General features: G+C 64.7%; 13 protein-coding genes and 1 pseudogene. 9 read left to right on the forward strand and 5 right to left on the reverse strand.

Going from position 1 to position 18,811, the window contains the following annotated elements; all coding sequences use genetic code 11:
- The first annotated feature begins 42 nt into the window (after positions 1–42).
- On the forward strand, positions 43–504 hold the full coding sequence (locus JD971_RS08845) for an Lrp/AsnC family transcriptional regulator (RefSeq protein WP_202082713.1): 462 nt from the start codon (positions 43–45) through the stop codon (positions 502–504).
- Here JD971_RS08845 and JD971_RS08850 read toward each other — a convergent pair.
- From JD971_RS08850 to JD971_RS08865, 4 genes are all read right to left on the reverse strand, one after another.
- Complete coding sequence (locus JD971_RS08850; RefSeq protein WP_202082715.1) at positions 473–943, reverse strand: GNAT family N-acetyltransferase; 471 nt, start codon at positions 941–943, stop codon at positions 473–475. The genes JD971_RS08845 and JD971_RS08850 overlap by 32 nt on opposite strands.
- Before the next feature lie 8 nt (positions 944–951).
- Positions 952–2,388 carry a glutamate synthase subunit beta gene (locus JD971_RS08855; protein ID WP_202082717.1) on the reverse strand — a complete coding sequence of 479 codons (1,437 nt, stop codon included), beginning with the start codon at positions 2,386–2,388 and terminating at the stop codon, positions 952–954.
- Positions 2,389–2,401: 13 nt separating this feature from the next.
- Positions 2,402–7,048, reverse strand: coding sequence for a glutamate synthase large subunit (gene gltB / locus JD971_RS08860; RefSeq protein WP_202082719.1), 4,647 nt, complete (start codon positions 7,046–7,048; stop codon positions 2,402–2,404).
- A gap of 229 nt (positions 7,049–7,277) precedes the next feature.
- Complete coding sequence (locus JD971_RS08865) at positions 7,278–8,522, reverse strand: polyhydroxyalkanoate depolymerase (RefSeq protein ID WP_202082721.1); 1,245 nt, start codon at positions 8,520–8,522, stop codon at positions 7,278–7,280.
- Between the two features lie 210 nt (positions 8,523–8,732).
- Between JD971_RS08865 and JD971_RS08870 the strand changes: the two are divergent.
- The 8 genes and pseudogenes from JD971_RS08870 (at position 8,733) to ribA (ending at position 17,019) form a co-directional block, all read left to right on the forward strand.
- Positions 8,733–10,534 (forward strand): annotated as a pseudogene (locus JD971_RS08870) (ABC transporter transmembrane domain-containing protein).
- Between the two features lie 161 nt (positions 10,535–10,695).
- A complete protein-coding gene (locus JD971_RS08875) occupies positions 10,696–12,882 on the forward strand; it encodes a M13 family metallopeptidase (protein WP_202082723.1) in 2,187 nt (728 codons plus the stop codon).
- 171 nt (positions 12,883–13,053) lie between these two features.
- On the forward strand, positions 13,054–13,305 hold the full coding sequence (locus JD971_RS08880) for a GlsB/YeaQ/YmgE family stress response membrane protein (protein ID WP_202082725.1): 252 nt from the start codon (positions 13,054–13,056) through the stop codon (positions 13,303–13,305).
- Between the two features lie 105 nt (positions 13,306–13,410).
- Entirely contained in the window at positions 13,411–13,725 is a 315-nt protein-coding gene (locus JD971_RS08885; protein ID WP_202082727.1) for a hypothetical protein, read from the forward strand.
- Positions 13,726–13,911: 186 nt separating this feature from the next.
- Positions 13,912–14,079 carry a 50S ribosomal protein L33 gene (rpmG, locus tag JD971_RS08890; RefSeq protein WP_066764720.1) on the forward strand — a complete coding sequence of 56 codons (168 nt, stop codon included), beginning with the start codon at positions 13,912–13,914 and terminating at the stop codon, positions 14,077–14,079.
- 102 nt (positions 14,080–14,181) lie between these two features.
- Entirely contained in the window at positions 14,182–14,835 is a 654-nt protein-coding gene (locus JD971_RS08895; protein WP_371809518.1) for an outer membrane lipoprotein carrier protein LolA, read from the forward strand.
- A 298-nt stretch (positions 14,836–15,133) separates the two neighbouring features.
- Entirely contained in the window at positions 15,134–15,928 is a 795-nt protein-coding gene (gene xth / locus JD971_RS08900; RefSeq protein ID WP_202087502.1) for an exodeoxyribonuclease III, read from the forward strand.
- Between the two features lie 11 nt (positions 15,929–15,939).
- A complete protein-coding gene (gene ribA, locus JD971_RS08905; RefSeq protein WP_202082731.1) occupies positions 15,940–17,019 on the forward strand; it encodes a GTP cyclohydrolase II in 1,080 nt (359 codons plus the stop codon).
- A 6-nt stretch (positions 17,020–17,025) separates the two neighbouring features.
- Here ribA and recQ read toward each other — a convergent pair whose 3' ends face one another.
- Positions 17,026–18,807 carry a DNA helicase RecQ gene (gene recQ / locus JD971_RS08910; RefSeq protein WP_236672012.1) on the reverse strand — a complete coding sequence of 594 codons (1,782 nt, stop codon included), beginning with the start codon at positions 18,805–18,807 and terminating at the stop codon, positions 17,026–17,028.
- Positions 18,808–18,811 lie beyond the last annotated feature (4 nt).

Here is an 18,811-nt window from a genome sequence, read left to right on the forward strand (position 1 = left end):
AGGGGATTTCACCAAGAATATGGGTTTTTGAGGGGGTTTTCGTTGGAACTCGACGCTTTCGACCGTGCGATCGTCGCCGCCCTGCAAAAGGATGGGCGGATGTCCATCGCGCAGCTGGCCGAAACCGTCGCCCTGTCACCCACGCCGGTCAGCCGCAGGCTCAAGCGGCTGGAAGAGGACGGGCTCATCACGGGCTATGCCGCGTTGCTCGACGGACGGATGCTGGACCTCGCGCTCGAAGCCTATGTGCAGGTGAACCTCGAACGGCACGAGGACGAGATCATCGCCCATTTCGAGGCGGAAATCGCCGCCAATCCGCATATCATCACGTGCCACGCGGTGACCGGCGACATGGATTACCTCCTCCATGTCGTGGCGCGCGATGTCGATCATCTCAGCCAGATCACGCTAAAGACCCTGCTCCGCATCAGGGGGGTGCGGGACGTGAAATCGGTCATCGCTTTGGAGGAAGTCAAGCGGACCCGGGCGCTGCCCCTGCAATAGGGCGCATCGCGGCATAGGCGGTGCGCAGGCCGGGCCGGAAACCGGCGCTTTCGTAAAACCGGTGAATGCGCGGATCGGCCCGCCCGCTCTGCAACAGCACCTGATGGCAGTCGAGCGTCCATGCGTGAGCGAGCGCCGCGGCCACGACCGACCGGCCAAGACCGCGCCCGCGCCATGCAGGATGCGTCATCACGTTTTCGAGGAAGGCGTGGGAGCGTCCCTCGCGCAGGATATTGGGCGCGGTGACGAGCATGGACGTCGCGGCAATTTCCTGCCCTGCGACCGCGACGAAGACATGCGCGAAAGGGCTGTCCATCGTCTCCTGCCAGATCGCCGCGGCCCGCGCAGGGGGCCGCGCTGCCGGGCTGACTTCGCATGCCGCGAAGAGCGCCAGCAGCGCGGGAAGATCGTCCATCCGCGCGAGGCGGGCGGCCGGCACCGGCCTCGTTACCGGGGCAGGTCGGTCCGCCCCATTAGCGCCTCGTCCACGCTGCGCGCGCACTGGCGGCCTTCGCGAATGGCCCATACGACCAGGCTCTGTCCCCGGCGCATGTCGCCGCATGCCCACACGTTTTCGTCGCTGGTGCGGTAATCGATGGTGTTCGCCTTCACATTGCCGCGCGCGTCATGCTCGACCGCGGCCTGGTCCAGCATCCCGGTCTTGCGCGGGCCGGTAAAGCCCATGGCGAGCAGGATGAGATCGGCGGGAAGTGTGAAATTGCTCCCCTCGACTTCCTTCATCTCGCGCCCTTCCCATTCGAGGCGAACGCATTCGAGGCCCGTGACTTTCCCGTTTTCGCCGACGACACGCTTGGTCAGGACGGAAAAATCGCGATCCACCCCTTCCTCATGGCTCGACGATGTCCGCATTTTCAGCGGCCAGTGCGGCCAGGTCAGCAGCTTGTCTTCCTTCTCCGGCGGCTGCGGCATGATTTCGAGCTGGGTCACGCTTTTCGCGCCCTGCCGGTTGGACGTGCCGACACAGTCGGAGCCGGTATCGCCGCCGCCGATGACGATGACATCCTTGCCCGTCGCGGTCAGCGTGCCGCGCGGTGCCGCACGCTGTTCATCGTCGCCGGCGTTGCGCTTGTTCTGCTGCGTCAGGAATTCCATCGCCAGCCGCACGCCGGACATTTCGGCGCCCGGAATGTCGAGCTGGCGCGCTTCCTCCGCACCGCCCGACAGGACGACGGCATCGAAATTCTCCTTCAGCGTCTTCATCGAGATATCGACGCCCACCTCGGTCGAGGTGCGGAAATGCACGCCCTCGGCCTCCATCTGCCCGGCGCGGCGATTGATGAGGTGCTTCTCCATCTTGAAGTCGGGAATGCCATACCGCATCAGCCCGCCGACCCGGTCGTTCTTCTCGAACAGGGTGACGGAATGCCCCGCGCGGGCCAGCTGCTGTGCGCAGGCCATGCCGGCGGGACCGGAGCCGACGACGGCGACGGTCTTGCCCGTGCGCTGTTTCGGCGGCTGCGGCGTGATCCAGCCTTCCTCCCATCCCTTGTCCACGATGGCGCATTCGATCGACTTGATCGTAACCGGTGCATCGGTGATGTTGAGCGTGCACGCCGCCTCGCACGGGGCGGGGCAGATCCGGCAGGTGAACTCGGGAAAATTATTGGTCGAATGGAGGTTGATCAACGCCTCGCGCCATTCGTTGGTATAGACCAGATGGTTCCAGTCCGGGATGATGTTGTTCACCGGACAGCCGTTGTGACAATACGGAATCCCGCAATTCATGCAGCGCGAAGCCTGGCCTTTCAGCTCGCCCTCGCTGTGCGGAATCGTGAATTCCTTGTAATGCTGCAACCGCTCTTCGGGTGCGGCATAGCTGCGGTCCTGCCGGTCGAGTTCGAGGAAGCCCGTTTCCTTGCCCATGTCTAATGCTCCCTTATTCCGCCGCGACCGTTTCGGCCTGCTGAGCCTCGGCTTCCAGCATCTTCAATGCGTTTTCATAATCGCGCGGCATGATCTTCACGAAACGTTTCAGCGTGGTATCGAAATCGGCGAGCAATGCGGCGGCCTTGCGGCTCCCCGTGTGCAGCTGATGCCGTTCGAGCAGGATGCGGATGCGTTCGGCGTCGTGGTAGAGCGGATCGCCCATGCCGAAATCCTCCACCCCGTGGCCGCGCTGTTCCGGGCGGTGGCCGGACATGTCGTCGTCCTGGCCCACGCTCCCGATTTCGCGCAGGTCGACCATGTCGGTGTTGCACCGCTTCGCGAACTGCCCGTCCTCGTCATAGACATAGGCGATGCCGCCGCTCATCCCGGCCGCGAAATTGCGCCCGGTCCGGCCCAGCACGCAGACCACGCCGCCGGTCATGTATTCGCAGCCATGGTCGCCGGTCCCCTCGACCACCGCGATGGCGCCCGAATTGCGCACGGCAAAGCGTTCGCCGGCCACCCCGTTGAAGAACGCCTCGCCCGCGATCGCGCCATACAGCACGGTGTTGCCGACGATGATGTTCTCGCCCGGATCGCGGCTCAGCCCATCGGGCTGCTTCACGATCAGGCGCCCGCCCGACAATCCCTTGCCGACGTAATCGTTGCAATCGCCGGTCAGCTGCATCGTCACGCCATGGGCCAGCCATGCGCCGAAGCTCTGCCCCGCGACACCGGTGAAATCGATGCGGATCGTATTATCGGGAAGCCCGGCATGGCCGTACTTCTTTGCAATCTCGCCCGACAGCATCGCGCCGGTCGTGCGGTTGACGTTGCGAATCTCGCGCGAGATCTGCACCGCCTCCTGCCGGTCGAGCGCAGGGGCCGCATCGCGGATCAACGTGCGGTCGAGCGCGGCATCCAGCCCGTGATCCTGCTCGTCCGTCTGGAACAGCTTCGTGCCTTCGGCCGGTTCGACCACGTGCAGCAGGCGCGACAGGTCGACGCCATCCGCCTTCCAGTGCGAAATCGCCTTCTTCATGTCGATGCGATCGACGCGGCCGACCATTTCCTCGACGGTGCGGAAGCCCATCTCGGCCATGATCTTGCGCAGTTCCTCGGCCACGAAGAAGAAGTAGTTGATGACATGCTCGGGCGTTCCCACGAAACGCTTGCGCAATTCGGGGTTCTGCGTCGCGACGCCGACCGGGCAGGTGTTGAGGTGGCACTTGCGCATCATGATGCAGCCCGCCGCGATCAGCGGGGCGGTGGCAAAGCCAAACTCGTCCGCGCCGAGCAATGCGCCGATGGCAACGTCGCGCCCGGTGCGCAGGCCGCCATCGACCTGCACCGCGATCCGGCTGCGCAGATTGTTGAGGAGCAGCGTCTGCTGCGTCTCGGCGAGGCCAATTTCCCAAGGGCTGCCCGCATGGGTCAGCGACGTCAGCGGCGACGCGCCGGTCCCGCCTTCGTATCCCGAAATGGTGACATGGTCCGCGCGCGCCTTCGACACGCCCGCAGCGACAGTGCCGACGCCGACCTCGGACACCAGCTTTACCGAAATGCGCGCATCCGAATTCACGTTCTTCAGGTCGTGGATCAGCTGCGCGAGATCCTCGATCGAATAGATGTCGTGATGCGGCGGCGGCGAGATCAGGCCCACGCCCGGCGTCGAATGGCGCACCTTGGCAATGGTCTTGTCCACCTTGTGGCCGGGCAATTGCCCGCCTTCGCCGGGCTTTGCACCCTGCGCCATCTTGATCTGGATATCGTCGGAATTGACGAGATATTCGGTCGTCACGCCAAACCGGCCCGATGCGACCTGCTTGATCCGGCTGCGCATGGTGTCGCCATTGTCGAGCGGCTTGAAACGCGCCGGTTCCTCGCCCCCCTCGCCGGTGTTCGAGCGCCCGCCAATGCGGTTCATCGCGACCGCCAGCGTGGTATGCGCCTCCCAGCTGATGGAGCCGTAGCTCATCGCGCCGGTGCTGAATCGCTTGACGATTTCGGCGGTAAGCTCGACCTCCTCGATCGGGATGGCGCTGTCGGCCTTTTTCAGGTCCATCAGCCCGCGAATGGTGAGCAGCCGTTCCGATTGCTCGTTCACCGATGCGGCATATTGTTCATACGTGTCGAAATTCTTGCCGCGCACCGCGTGCTGCAGGTCGGCAATGTTCGACGGAGTCCAGGCATGATCCTCGCCCCGGACGCGATATTGGTAGATTCCGCCGACGTCGAGCATCTTCGAATAGATCTGCTCGTCGCCATAGGCCGCCTCGTGCCGGCGCACGGTTTCGGTGGCGATTTCGGACAGGCCGACACCCTCGATCGTGGTGGCGGTGCCGGTGAAGAACCGCTCGACGAACGCGCTCGACAGGCCGACGGCGTCGAAGATCTGCGCCCCGCAATAGGACTGATAGGTCGAGATGCCCATCTTGGACATGACCTTGCGAATGCCCTTGCCGATCGCCTTGACGTAGTTCTTCTCGACCTCCTCGCGCGAAAGCGGGCTGTCGTTCTCACGGCGGATCTGTTCGAGCGTCTCGAACGCGAGATAGGGGTTTACCGCTTCGGCGCCATAGCCTGCGAGCACGCAGAAATGGTGCACCTCACGCGCCTCGCCCGTTTCCACGACAAGACCCGTCTGCATGCGCAGCCCCTGCCGCACGAGGTGGTGATGCACCGCCGCCGTCGCCAGCAATGCGGGCATCGCGATCCGGTCCTTGCCCTGCGCCCGGTCGGACAGGATGAGGATGTTGCGATCCTGCAGGACCGCCTCGGTCGCGGCCCAGCACATTTCCTTGAGCGCCATCTCCAGCCCCTCGGCGCCGGTGGAGGCGTCCCAGGTGATGTCGATCGTCTCGGTCCGGAACGCGCCGTCGAGCGCTTCCTCGACCGAGCGGATCTTGGCGACATCGGCATTGGTCAGGATCGGCTGCGTCACTTCGAGCCGCTTGTGCGTGCCGGCATCGTGGCCGAGCAGGTTCGGGCGCGGGCCGATCATCGACACCAGGCTCATCACCAGCTCCTCGCGGATCGGGTCGATCGGCGGGTTGGTCACCTGCGCGAAGTTCTGCTTGAAATAATCGTAGAGCAGGCGCGAACGCTGCGACAGCACGGCAATCGGCGTGTCGGTGCCCATCGAGCCGATCGGATCCTCGCCGGTGTTCAGCATCGGCTCGAGGAACTTGGTCACGTCCTCCTGGCTGTAACCGAAGGCCTGCTGCCGGTCGAGCAGGGTCGTTTCGTCGCCCTGCGGGGTATCGCCCGCCTCCGGCTCCACCGCGTCGAGATCCTTGAGCTTGTACTGCGACCGGTTGAGCCAGTCGGCATAGGGTTCGTCCGCCGAAAGCTTCGCCTTCAGCTCCTCGTCCTCGACGATGCGCCCTTCTTCAAGGTCGATCAGCAGCATCTTGCCCGGCTGGAGCCGCCATTTGCGCACGATGTCTTCCTCGGCGAACGGCAGCACGCCGCTTTCCGAGGCCATGCAGACGAGATTGTCCTTCGTCTCCAGCCAGCGCGCGGGCCGCAGCCCGTTGCGGTCGAGCGTGCCAGCAATCTGCCGCCCGTCGGTGAACGCGACCGCGGTAAGCCCGTCCCACGGCTCCATCAGCGCGGCGTGATATTCGTAGAACGCGCGGCGGGCCGGGTCCATTTCCTCGTTCTTGGCCCATGCCTCGGGGATGAGCATCATCATCGCATGGGCAAGGCTGTATCCGCCCGCCAGCAGCAGTTCGAGCGCATTGTCGAGGCACGCGGTGTCCGATTGCCCGTGCGGGATGATCGGCCACATCTTGTCGAGATCGGCACCCAGCAGGTCCGATTCCATGGTGCGACGGCGCGCGTTCATCCAGTTGACGTTGCCGCGCACCGTGTTGATCTCGCCATTATGGGCGATGAACCGGAACGGTTGGGCGAGCCGCCAGCTCGGGAAGGTGTTCGTGCTGAAACGCTGGTGCACGAGCGCCAGTGCCGACGTGCAATCGGGATCGCGCAGATCGTCGTAGAACGAACCCACCTGGTTCGCGAGCAGCAGGCCTTTATACACCACCGTGCGGGTGGAGAAGCTCGGCATGTAAAGCTCGGTCAGGCCGGGCAGGTCATGCTTTTCCGCCAATGCGGCAAGCGGGTTCTGCGCCTGCTTGCGAATGGTCAGCAGCTTGCGCTCGAACGCGTCCTGATCGGCGCAATTGTCGCCCATCGCGATGAAGCACTGCCGGATGACCGGCATTTCCTCGAGCACCGTCTTGCCCAGCCCGTCGAGCGTGGTGGGCACATCGCGCCAGCCGATCAGCGTCTGGCCTTCCTTGGCGATGAACTTCTCGAAATTGGCGATGGTGAAATCGCGGGACGGTTCGTCACGCGGCAGGAAGCACATCGCGACCGCATATTGGCCAAGCGGCGGCAGCGTCAGCCCCGCCCCCTCCGCCCAGCGGCGATAGAGCGCATCGGGCATCTGGATCAGCAGACCCGCGCCATCGCCCAGCAGCGGGTCGGCCCCGACCGCACCGCGATGGTCCAGGTTTTCCAGGATGGTCAGGCCCTGTTTGATGATCGCGTTCGATTTTTCGCCTTTGATATGAGCAACGAAGCCCACGCCACATGCGTCATGTTCGTTACGCGAATCGTAGAGGCCTTGAACCGGCGGAAAACCCATAGTCACCTATCCTGTCGGAACCCGGGCCTGATTGCCCGGAAATCAGGCGCAACAAACCGACCCACCCCGAAAGGCAGCGAAAAGTTGCGCGTTCAGCCCCCTTTGGCGAAAGGAAACTGTTTTTGCAACTATGCGACGCGGGTTTTTCGGCAAGACGCGACGCATCTGCGGCAAATTTTTCGCAGATGCGGCACGATCTGCCGGGTGACACGCGTGCGAATCGCCGGCGTCAGGCGACCGCCTTCAACGATTTGCGGCGGTTCGCGGCGATCCACTCCTCAACGATGGGTGCGATCTGGCCGCGCCATTTCGAGCCGTTGAAGATGCCGTAATGCCCGACGCCGGGATGCATGTGATACTTGCGCTTCGCCTCCGGCAGGTTGTTCACCATGTCGAGTGCGGCCTTCGTCTGGCCGATGCCGGAAATATCGTCGCGCTCGCCCTCGATGCACAGGATGGCGGTGTCGGTGACCGCGTCGAAATCGATTCGCTCGCCCCGATGGGTGAGCAGGCCGCGCGGGAGCAGATGCTCCTGAAACACTGCGTCGACGGTCGAGATGTAGAATTCCGCCGTCATGTCGCACACCGACAGATATTCGTCGTAGAAATCCTTGGTCGCATCCGCGCTTTCGCCGTCGCCCGCCACCAGATGCTTGAACATGCCGTAATGGCTCATGATGTGATTGCCGAGGTTCATCGACATGAAGCCGGCAAGCTGGAGAAAGCCGGGATAGACCTTGCGTCCGGCGCCCGCATACTGGGCCGGGACGGTCGCAATCAAATTCTGACGGAACCAGGCGAGCGGGCGTTTCGTCGCCATTTCGTTCACCTCGGTCACGCCTTCGCGGGTGTCGATGGGGCCGCCCATCATGGTCAGCGTGGCGGGGCGGGCGGGGTTGCCGTCCTTGGCCATGATCGCGGTCGCGGCAAAGGCGGGGACCGAAGGCTGACACACGGCCATGACATGGGTGCCCGGCCCGATATGTTCGAGGAATTCGATGACATAGTCGATATAGTCGTCGAGATCGAAGCGCCCCTCGGACAATGGCACGAGCTTCGCATCGGTCCAGTCGGTGATATACACCTCGGCGCTTTCGATCATGCGTTCGACCGTCCCGCGCAGCAGCGTTGCGTAGTGCCCGCTCATCGGCGCGACGATGAGAAGTTTGGGCGCGTCCTTGGCCAGCCCCTCGCGGCGGAACTGCTTCAGATTGCCGAACGGCTTGTGCAGCACGTCCGATTCGACGACCGGATAGTCCTTGCCGTCCACTTCCACGGTGTCGAGGCCGAATTCCGGTTTCCCGCGCGAGCGTGCGGCATGGGAAAACACCTCCAGCGCGCTGGCCGCGGACGGTCCGAAACCGTTATACCCCCAAGGATTGCGCGGATTTCCGAGCATTTGCGCCGCGACCGACGCGGCCGCGCTCGCCGAGGACAGAAAGGCGCGTTGCAGTTCGTAGAATTGATACAGCACCGTAAAAGTCTCCTGAAATTAAGCGGCGAGGGCGCGGGGGAAAGCAGCGCGCCTTCTTGATATTGCAATGCAGCACGGCCCATTTGGCTCCCGCAAGGGATATATACAAGTGTGCCGGGATGACGCGGCGATGATGCGCCGCGGCGCGCAACGAAAGAATAAGGCGCGCATACGGCTTCACCCGCTCTCCCGCTTGGGCTAGGGGGCGGCATGGCAAGCTCAAAGACCAGGGCCTCGCGCCTGCGTGGCGGTTCCACACCATCGAACGAACGTCCGCCGGCGGATACTCTGTCTCCGCTTTCGCTGCTGCTCGGCATGGCGCGGCAATATCCCGGCCGGCTCGCGGCGCGATTGCCGCGCTGAGCGTGACGGCGGCGGCGACGCTGGCTATCCCCTCGGGTTTCAAGCTGGTGATCGACCGCGGTTTTTCGGGCGATGGCGACATTGCGCGCTGGTTCGAATATCTGCTCGTCATCGTGGTGGTGCTGGCCATCGGCACGGCGCTGCGCTTTTATTACGTGTCATGGCTCGGCGAACGGATCGTCGCCGATCTGCGCGTGCGGGTGCAGGACAATCTGCTCTCGTTGCCGCCCGGCTTTTTCGAGGAAAACAGCCCGGCCTAGATTTCGTCGCGCATGACGTCGGACACCGCCATTATCGAGCAGGTCGTCGGCAGCACCGTATCGGTCGCGCTGCGCAACGTGCTCATGGCGGTGGGCGGCACGATCTATCTGTTCGCGCTGACGCCGGAACTGACGGCGGGATTGTTCATCCTCATTCCCATCGTCATCGTGCCGATCGTGTGGTTCGGGCGGCGGGTGCGCAATCTTTCCCGGTCGAGCCAGGACCGCATCGCCGATGTCGGCGCCATGGTGTCCGAAGTGCTGGGCGCGATGAAGATCGTGCAGGGCTTCAACCAGGAAGACCGCGAACGCGCGCGTTTTGCCGCCGCCGTCGACCGCAGTTTCCAGACCGCGCGCCGCCGCATCATCATCCGGTCGATCATGACCGGCCTCGTGATCTTCCTCATCTTCACCGCGCTGACGCTGCTCATGTGGAAAGGCGCCTCCGACGTGGCGGCGGGGCGCATCACCGGCGGCACCATCGCCGCCTTCGTCATCACCGCCGGGCTGGTGGCGGGCGCGTTCGGCTCGCTGACCGAGGTGTACGGCAACCTTCTGCGCGCGGCGGGCGCGACGCAGCGGCTGGGCGAATTGCTGGCCGCGCGTCCCGCCATCGCCGCGCCCGCCCGTCCGCAGGCGCTCCCCGATCCGCCGCGCGGAGCGATCGCGTTTCGCGACGTGACCTTCCGCTATCCCACCCGGCCCGACGCCGCCGCGCTCGAGGATTTCTCGCTCGTGGTGGAGCCGGGCGAGACGGTCGCCATCGTCGGCCCGTCGGGCGCGGGCAAGTCGACCCTGTTTCAGCTCGTCGCGCGCTTCTACGATCCGCAGGCGGGCAGCGTGCGCGTCGACGGGGTGGAGCTGACCCGTGCGGACCCGGCGGAGGTGCGCCGCCGCATCGCGCTGGTCCCGCAGGAAAGCACGCTGTTTGCCGCCAGCGCACGCGACAATCTGCGCTATGGCCGCTGGGATGCGAGCGATGCGGAGATTGCCGACGCGGTCGAGGCCGCCAATGCCGCGGAGTTCCTCGCCGCCCTGCCGCAGGGGCTGGACACGCAGCTGGGCGAAGGCGGGGCGCGCCTGTCCGGTGGTCAGCGGCAGCGCATCGCGATTGCCCGCGCGCTTTTGCGCGATGCGCCGATCCTGCTCCTCGACGAAGCGACGAGCGCGCTCGACGCCGAGAGCGAGCGGCTGGTGCAGGGCGCGCTGGACGAGCTGATGCAGGGGCGTACGACGCTGGTCATCGCGCACCGGCTCGCGACCGTGCGCGCCGCCGACCGCATCATCGTCATGGACGGGGGCCGCATCGTCGAGGAAGGCACGCACGACAGCCTCAGCGCGTCGAGCGGGCTCTACGCCCATCTCGCCGGCCTGCAATTCGACAGTTGAGACCGGCAATTCAGCAGGCTTTCATTCCGCGCCTGTTAAAGGTAGCATTTGAAACCGGATTTCGTAAGGCCGGCGCATCATGCGCCGCGTCCGGCACAGGGCGTTTGCCCGATGCAACGCAGGGCTTCCGCCCGATGAAAGAGGATCTTATCTCCATGAGAATGTCAAAACTTGCACTGTCCCTGTCCGCCGCCGCGGCCGCGCTGACCGCGCATGTGCCTGCGTTTGCCCACGGGATCGACGGCCACGATCACGCGGATGGCCACGGCGCCCACGCGCATGTCATGCAGGATGCCGCGACGGGCGAAGGGGCGGCCTACGATACGCCGACGATGAATTTCGGCAGCTGGGGCATCGACCCGAGCGAGATCGACACCACCATCGATCCGGGCGACGATTTCTACGCCTACATGAATCGCAAATGGATGCAGGCGAACACGATACCGTCGGATCGTTCGCGCTTCGGCTCGTTCGACCTCCTCGCCGTGCAGGCGGAGAAGGATTTGCGCACGATCGTAACCGACATGGCGGCGCAGGGCGGCTCGCTCGACACGCCGGAGGGGCGCGTGGCGGCGGCCTATGCGGCCTATCTCGATACCGACACGATCAATGCGAAGGGGCTGGCGCCCGCGCGGCCCTATCTCGACGCGATCTATGGCGCGGGCGATCTCGCGGGGTTGATGCGGCTGTTCGGGACGCCGGGTTATCCCGCGCCGCTGGGCCTCGGCGTCACGACCGATTCCAAGAACCCGGATCAGTATATTCCCATCCTCGCCGTGGGCGGGCAGGGGCTTCCCGATCGCGATTACTACCTCAAGGATACCGAGAAGAACCTCGAGATCCGGGCGAAATATCGCGAATATCTGACCTTCCTCGCAAGCCAGCTCGGCTATGCCGACCCCGGCGCCACCGCCGATGCGGTCTATGCGCTGGAGCGCCGGTTCGCGATGGCGGACTGGGACAATGCGATGTCGCGCAACCGCAACCTGACCTACAATCGCCTGTCGCGCGACGAATTGATGGCGCTGGCGGGCGATGCGCCGCTGGCCGCGATGCTGGATGCATCGGGCATCGATACGGATCAGTTCTGGGTCTATCACGTGACGCCCACGGCGGAGGAAATCGCGCAATACGGCCTCACCGATGCCGATCTGGCCAAGCTTGGCGGCGGGGTGGAGCAGCAGCTCGAAATCCTGTCCGAAACCGACATGGCGACGTTGCAGGCATGGGCCGCGCTCCATCTCATCGACAATCGCGCCTCCGTCCTTCCCGAGGCGATCGACAATGCGAGCTTCGAATTCTACGGCAAGACGCTTCAGGGCACGCCCGAGCAGCAGGCCCGGTGGAAGCGTGCGCTGTCCGCGACCGAGGGGATGATGGGCGAGACGCTCGGCAAGGAATTCGTGTCGCGCCACTTCCCGCCGGAAAACAAGGCGAGCATGGACCAGCTCGTCGCCAACCTGCGCAAGGCGATGGCCGTCAATCTCGAAGATCTCGACTGGATGGGCGCCGAAACGCGTAAGGAGGCCGTGGCCAAGCTCAACGCCTTCACGCCCAAGATCGGCTACCCGGACGAATTCGAAACCTATGACGGCATGGACATCGTTAAGGGCGATGCGTTTGCCAATGCGATGGCGTCGGATCGCTGGCACTGGAACGACATGGTGTCGAAGCTGGGGCAGCCGGTCGATCGCGGCGAATGGCACATGACGCCGCAGACGGTGAACGCCTATTACAACCCCACCATGAACGAGATCGTTTTCCCCGCCGCCATCCTGCAGCCGCCGTTCTTCAACGCGGGCGCCGACGATGCGGTGAACTATGGCGCGATCGGCGCGGTCATCGGCCACGAAATGGGCCATGGCTTCGACGATCAGGGCGCAAAGTCGGATGGCGAGGGCGTGCTGCGCAACTGGTGGACCGACGAGGATCTCGCCAATTTCGAGGCGCTGACCTCCTCCCTGACCGAGCAGTACAATGCGTTCTGCCCGTTCGACGATGGCGAAACCTGCGTGAACGGGAGCCTGACGCTGGGCGAGAATATCGGCGACCTGGGCGGGCTGAGCCTTGCCTATCGTGCGTACAAGATGTCGCTCGGCGGAAAGGACGCGCCGGTCATCGACGGGCTCACCGGGGATCAGCGGTTCTTCCTCGCCTGGGCGCAGGTGTGGCGCACGCTGATGCGGGAGGAAGCGGCCCGCACCCGCATGGCCACCGACCCGCACTCACCGAATCAGTACCGGGTGAACGGCATCGTCCGCAATTTCGACGAATGGTACGAGGCGTTCGGCGTCACGGCACAGGATGACCTCTATCTCCCGCCGGAGGAACGCATCCGCATCTGGTAATCCGCGGTTCGGCGCGCGAGTGGTTGCGTGCGCGCCTTTTGGTGGACGCCTGCAAACGCCGTCCGGTTCGCGCCGGGCGGCGTTTTGTCGTGGTGCGGAATCGCGCAAGATGGAACCATGGCGCGCCTTGCCCGGTTGTAGGAGACGAACGTACAATCGAAAGAAACGACGATGGGTATCATAATCGTGATCATCGTCGGTGCCATTCTCGGCTGGCTCGCCAGCATCGTCGTGCGCACCGGCGCCAAACAGGACGCCGCCCTCAACATGGTGGTGGGCGTATCGGGTGCATTGATTCCGGCGCTGCTGTTCGCCGGGCCGGACATCGTCACGCGGTTGAGCGCGGCGACCCTGCTTCTGGCCGTGGTGGGGGCGCTGGTGCTGTTGTCGACGGTGTGCATCTTTCGCCACCATCCGGCGTGAGCCGCCTGAGCCGTCTCATCCGGCGCGGGTGGATCAGGAACCGAAACGCCGCGCCCGCGCTATAGAGACAAAGCCCATCTGCCCATTTGTCCCGGAGCCTTTCCCATGACCACTACCCCCGCCCAGATCGCCACCGGCAAGCGTGACATGGAAGATGTCGTCGTCGGACGGTTCCGCTCGATGGGCGCGACCAACCCTGCCACCGCCGTCGATATCGTGCCGGCCGACCCGGTCGAGGCCGACCGTTTCGACCGCCTGCGGGCGCAGGGCGTGATTCGCGGGTCGGGCGGCGGGTTTTTCCTCGACGAATCGGCGCTTGCCGAATTGCGGACACAGCGCAAGGGCGCGCTCTATGGCGGGCTCGGCGGGGTGGCCGTGATCGGCGGATTGCTGACCTGGCTGCTGCGCCGCGGGCGTTGAGCCTTAGCAAAGCTTGACTTATCGACCGGCCTGCCGCAAAGGCGCAGGCATTCGGGGCGGCGCTGAGATACAGTGCCGCCTCGCCTGCTTTATCCGACGCGAATCGGATGGCGGGACATTTATCGAAGACCGAAACTGAGCGTATCCGGGCCGACCGGCGCGCGAAGCAATTTTTAGGATAGCGCCATGGCGAAGCCCGCAACCGTCAAGATCCGGCTGGTTTCCACCGCCGACACCGGCTTTTTCTACGTCACGAAGAAAAACCCGCGCAACATGACCGAAAAGATGGTTCAGCGTAAGTATGACCCGGTCGTGCGCAAGCATGTCGAGTTCAAGGAAGCCAAGATCAAGTGATCGCGGCTTTCCCGCAATAGTTGCGGGAACGCATGTCCTCTGCATGGTTTTCGGTTCACGGCGCGTTCAATGCCGCAATGTGAAAAGACCGATATGATGACCATGAAAACAAAACTCTCCGGGATCGCTCGTGCCATCGGTGCGGGCGCTCTCATGCTTTCGGTGCCCGCCGCGATGACGGCGGGCGTGACCCCGGCCATGGCCGCGACCGGCGATCTCGACCGGGCGGTGTCGGCCCTGCGCGCGATACAGACGATGCAGGCCGATTTCACGCAGGTGGGCCGCGGCGGACAGAGCGTCGGCGGGACGATGACCCTGAAACGTCCGGGCAAGATCCGGTTTCAGTATCAGAAGGGCGTCCCCATGCTGATCGTGTCGGACGGGTCGCGTCTGACCATGCTCGACTACGAAGTTCGCCAGAAGCAGGTGTGGCCCGTCGCCAACAGCCCGCTTGGTGCGCTGCTCGACCCCGGCAAGGACGTCGCGCGTTATGGGCAGATCATGCCGAGCGGCAATCCCAACGTCACCAGCGTCAAGTTGAAGGATCCCAAGCATCCCGAATATGGCGCGATCACGCTGATCTTTCGCAAGAAGTCCGGCGCGCCGGGCGGGATGGAGCTTGCCAGCTGGGTCGCGGTCGATGCGCAGAACAACGTGACCAAGGTGTTTCTCGACAATCACCGCTACGGCATGGCGGTCAGCGATTCGATGTTCCGGTACAAGGACGTCACCCCCGCCGCGCGCCGGGGCCGCTAAGCCGATTCGGTCCGGATGCGGCGATAATCCGTGTCTCGCTGGCGCCGGACCGAGAAGAGCGGAATTTTTGTTCAGCAATCCGACAGCGAATTCCCCCTAGAACGGGAAAGACAAGACGGGCGGTCCACCGGGTTTCCCCCCTGTTGCCCAGGTCCGCCGGATCGTCTTGGCAAAGCGTGACGAACGCGAAAAGGAACCCTCGTCCCATTGCCCCCGGGACGAGGGTTTTTTGCTGTTTCCCATCGATGGGCGGCCCTGTGAACTGGACATTGCGCGCGACCGCCCTATGGCCGTGCGCATGGTAAAGATCGCCACATGGAACATCAATTCGGTGCGCCTTCGCATCGACCAGGTCACCCGTTTCCTGAACGAAGAACAGCCCGACGTGCTGTGTCTTCAGGAGATCAAGGTTGCCGAGAATCTCTTCCCCCACGCCCCGTTCGAGGAATTGGGATATACCCACCGCGCCGTGCATGGCCAGAAAGGCTATCACGGCGTCGCCACGATCAGCCGCCTGCCCTTGCGCGAATTGTCGCGCCACGACTGGCAGGACAATGGCGAGGCGCGCCATGTCGGCGTGGAGGTCGGCGGCGCGGCACAGGGGATGCTGCTCGAAAATGTCTATATCCCGGCGGGCGGGGATGTCCCCGACCGGGCGGTGAACGACAAGTTCGGGCAGAAGCTCGATTTCCTCGAACGGATGGCGCGCTGGGCCGAAACGGTCGATCGGCCGAGCATGATCGTCGGCGATTTCAATATCGCACCGCTGGAACATGACGTGTGGAGCAGCAAGTCGCTGCAGAAGGTGGTGTCGCACACCCCGGTCGAGCGCGAGGCGCTGGTCCGGTTCAAGGATGCGCATGGATGGGTCGACATCGGGCGCGAGCATGTGCCGCACGATGAAAAAAGCTACAGCTGGTGGTCCTATCGCAATCGCGACTGGAAAAAATCGAACCGGGGCGCGCGGCTCGACCATATGTGGGCGTCCCCCGAACTGGCGAAGCAGGCGACCGGGCACGAGGTCCACCTGGCCTGCCGGGACTGGGAACGGCCGTCGGATCATATCCCGCTCGTCACCCGCTTCGAATTGTGAGAGCCTGAACCATGAAGGGCACCGCGTCATCCCGGCGGGCGGGGCAGGCGATCGACGCATTGCGCCACGGCTGGCCAATCCGGATCGAGGACAGGGTCACGCTGCTGCCGGCCGAAACCGGCTATGATGCGGGGGCGACCTCCCGGCTGCTGCTGATCTCTGCGGCGCGGGCGGTCACGTTGAAACTCGCGAATCAGAAGGACGCGGCGGCGCCCGATGCGCCGGCGCTAATCCGCGCGGCGGAACCGTTCGCGCTGCGCGATGCGCGCGAGCTGGCCGACCCGGCGCGCGACCTCGCCAATCCGCTGGCCGGTCCGTTTCGGGCGCAGCCTCGGGATTGGGAGGAGATCGCGGTCGCGGCGATGACGCTGGCGCGGATTGCGGGCTTGCTGCCGGCTTTCATGGTGGATCCCGCGATCCCGGGCGAAGACCTGTGTGACGAGGCCGTGCCCGTGTCGCTCGCCGATCTCGCGCAGTTTCAGGACAGCGCCCGGCTCACCGTGCAGGCCCGCGCCGCCTTGCCGACCGAGGCGGCGGACCATGCCGAGATCGTCGCCTTCCGCGCGCCGGACGATCTGCGCGAACATGTCGCACTCGTCATCGGGCGGCAGGGGGACGGGCGCGTGCCGCTCGTCCGGCTGCATTCCGAATGCCTGACCGGCGATGTGCTCGGAAGCCTGAAATGCGATTGCGGGCCGCAGCTCGACGCGTCGCTTGCCGCCATGGCGGAGGAGGCGGAAAAGGGCGGCTGGGGCGTCCTGCTCTACCTGCGGCAGGAAGGGCGCGGCATCGGGCTGATCAACAAGCTGCGCGCCTATCGGCTCCAGGATCAGGGGTTTGATACGGTCGATGCGAACAACCGGCTGGGCCTGCCGACGGAGGCCCGCGATTTTCCGGTCGCGGCGCGCATGTTGCATCTGTTGAACGTCGATGCAGTACGCTTGATGACCAATAATCCGGCCAAGGTCGCGGCATTGGAGGAGGTCGGCGTGACAGTCACTGAACGCGTGCCGCACCAATTGCCCGCCAATCCGCACAATGCCCGCTATCTCGATACGAAGCGCGACCGGACGGGGCACCTGTTGCGCTAGGCCGGTTTACGCGAACCGGCGGATCACGTTGAGAAAGGCGGTGCCATAGGCGTCGAGCTTTTTTGCACCCACGCCCGGCAATTGCGACAGTTCGCCGCGATTGGCGGGTTTCAGCCCGGCCATGTCGCGCAGCACCGAATCGTGGAACACCACATAGGGCGGCACGCCCGCCTCCTCGGCCAGTTCGCGGCGCAGCGTGCGCAATTCGTCGAACAGCGGATCGCCCACCGGGTTCAGCGCCTGCCCTGCGCCGCGCGTCCGGCGGCCCCGCCCCCGCTTGGGCGGCAGCACGATTTCGAGCGTCTGCTCCCCTTTCAAAAACGGCCGCGCATCGGGGCCGAGCATCAGCCCGCCATGCTCGGTCGGCAGCAACGCCCCGCGCACCTGCAACGCGCGCTGTACCGGTTTCAGGAGTGCGGCTTCCTCCCCCTCGACAATGCCGAAGACCGACAGGGTGTCATGCGCGTTCTGGCGGCTGCGGTCGCTGGACTGTCCGGTGAGCACGCTCTCGATATAGCCGCCGCCATACATTTGCCGCGTGCGCGCCACGGCGGACAGGTATTTCTGTGCCGTGACCGTCGCATCAACCGATTTGGGCGGGTTCAGGCAATTGTCGCAATTGCCGCAATGCTGCGCCGGGTTTTCACCGAAATGGCGCAGCAAGATCGCGCGGCGGCACCCCCCCGTTTCGACCAGCGCGCCCAAGGCCGACAGCCGCGCCCGCTCGCTTTGCCGGCGGCTCTCCTCGACCTCCATGATGCGTTGATTGGCGCGGGCGAAATCGTCGGCGCCCCAGAACAGATGCGCAGTGGACGGATCGCCGTCGCGGCCCGCGCGCCCGGTCTCCTGGTAATATCCCTCGATGCTCTTGGGAAGACCGGCATGCGCGACGAAGCGTACGTCGGGCTTGTCGATGCCCATGCCGAACGCGACGGTCGCACACATCACCATGTTTTCCGACGCGACGAAGGCGGCCTGGTTGCGGCTGCGCACCTCGGGCGGCATGCCGGCGTGATAGGCGCGCACCTCGCGGCCCGGCGTGGCCAGCGATTGCGCCAGCCGTTCGGTCGCGGCGCGCGTCGGTGCATAGACGATGCCCGGTCCCGGCTCTGCGGCCAGCAATTGCTGCAACTGGCGCGTCAGGCTGTCGCGCGGCGTAATGTGATAGCGGATGTTGGGCCGGTCGAACCCGGCGACGATCATGCCATCCTCGGCAATGCCGAGCTGGGCGAGAATATCCTCTCGCGTGTGTTCGTCCGCCGTCGCGGTCAGCGCAAGCCGCGGCACATCGCCGAATTCGTCCAGAAGCGGGCGCAGCAAGCGGTAATCGGGCCGGAAATCATGGCCCCATTCCGATACGCAATGCGCCTCGTCAATGGCGAAGAGGCAGACGCGCGCGCTGCGCAGCATGTCGCGGAAATAGGGCTGGCTCGCGCGTTCGGGCGCGACGTAAAGCAGGTCGAGCGCGCCATCGCGAAACCGCGCGATGGTTTCGGCGCGATTGTCGTCCGCGCTCGTCAGCGTGGCCGCCCGAATGCCGACCGCTTCGGCGCTGCGCAGCTGATCGTGCATCAGCGCGATGAGCGGGCTTACCACCACGCATGTGCCCTCCAGCATCATCGCGGGCAATTGATAGGTCAGCGACTTGCCCGCGCCCGTCGGCATCACGGCCAGTGTCGACTGTCCCGACAGGACGCGCGACACCACCGCCTCCTGCCGCCCGCGAAACGCAGAAAAGCCGAAGACGTCCTTCAATCGGGCAAGGGCATCGTCAATCGTATGCGGCAATGGG

This window comes from Croceicoccus sp. YJ47 (assembly GCF_016745095.1).
GTDB lineage: Bacteria > Pseudomonadota > Alphaproteobacteria > Sphingomonadales > Sphingomonadaceae > Croceicoccus.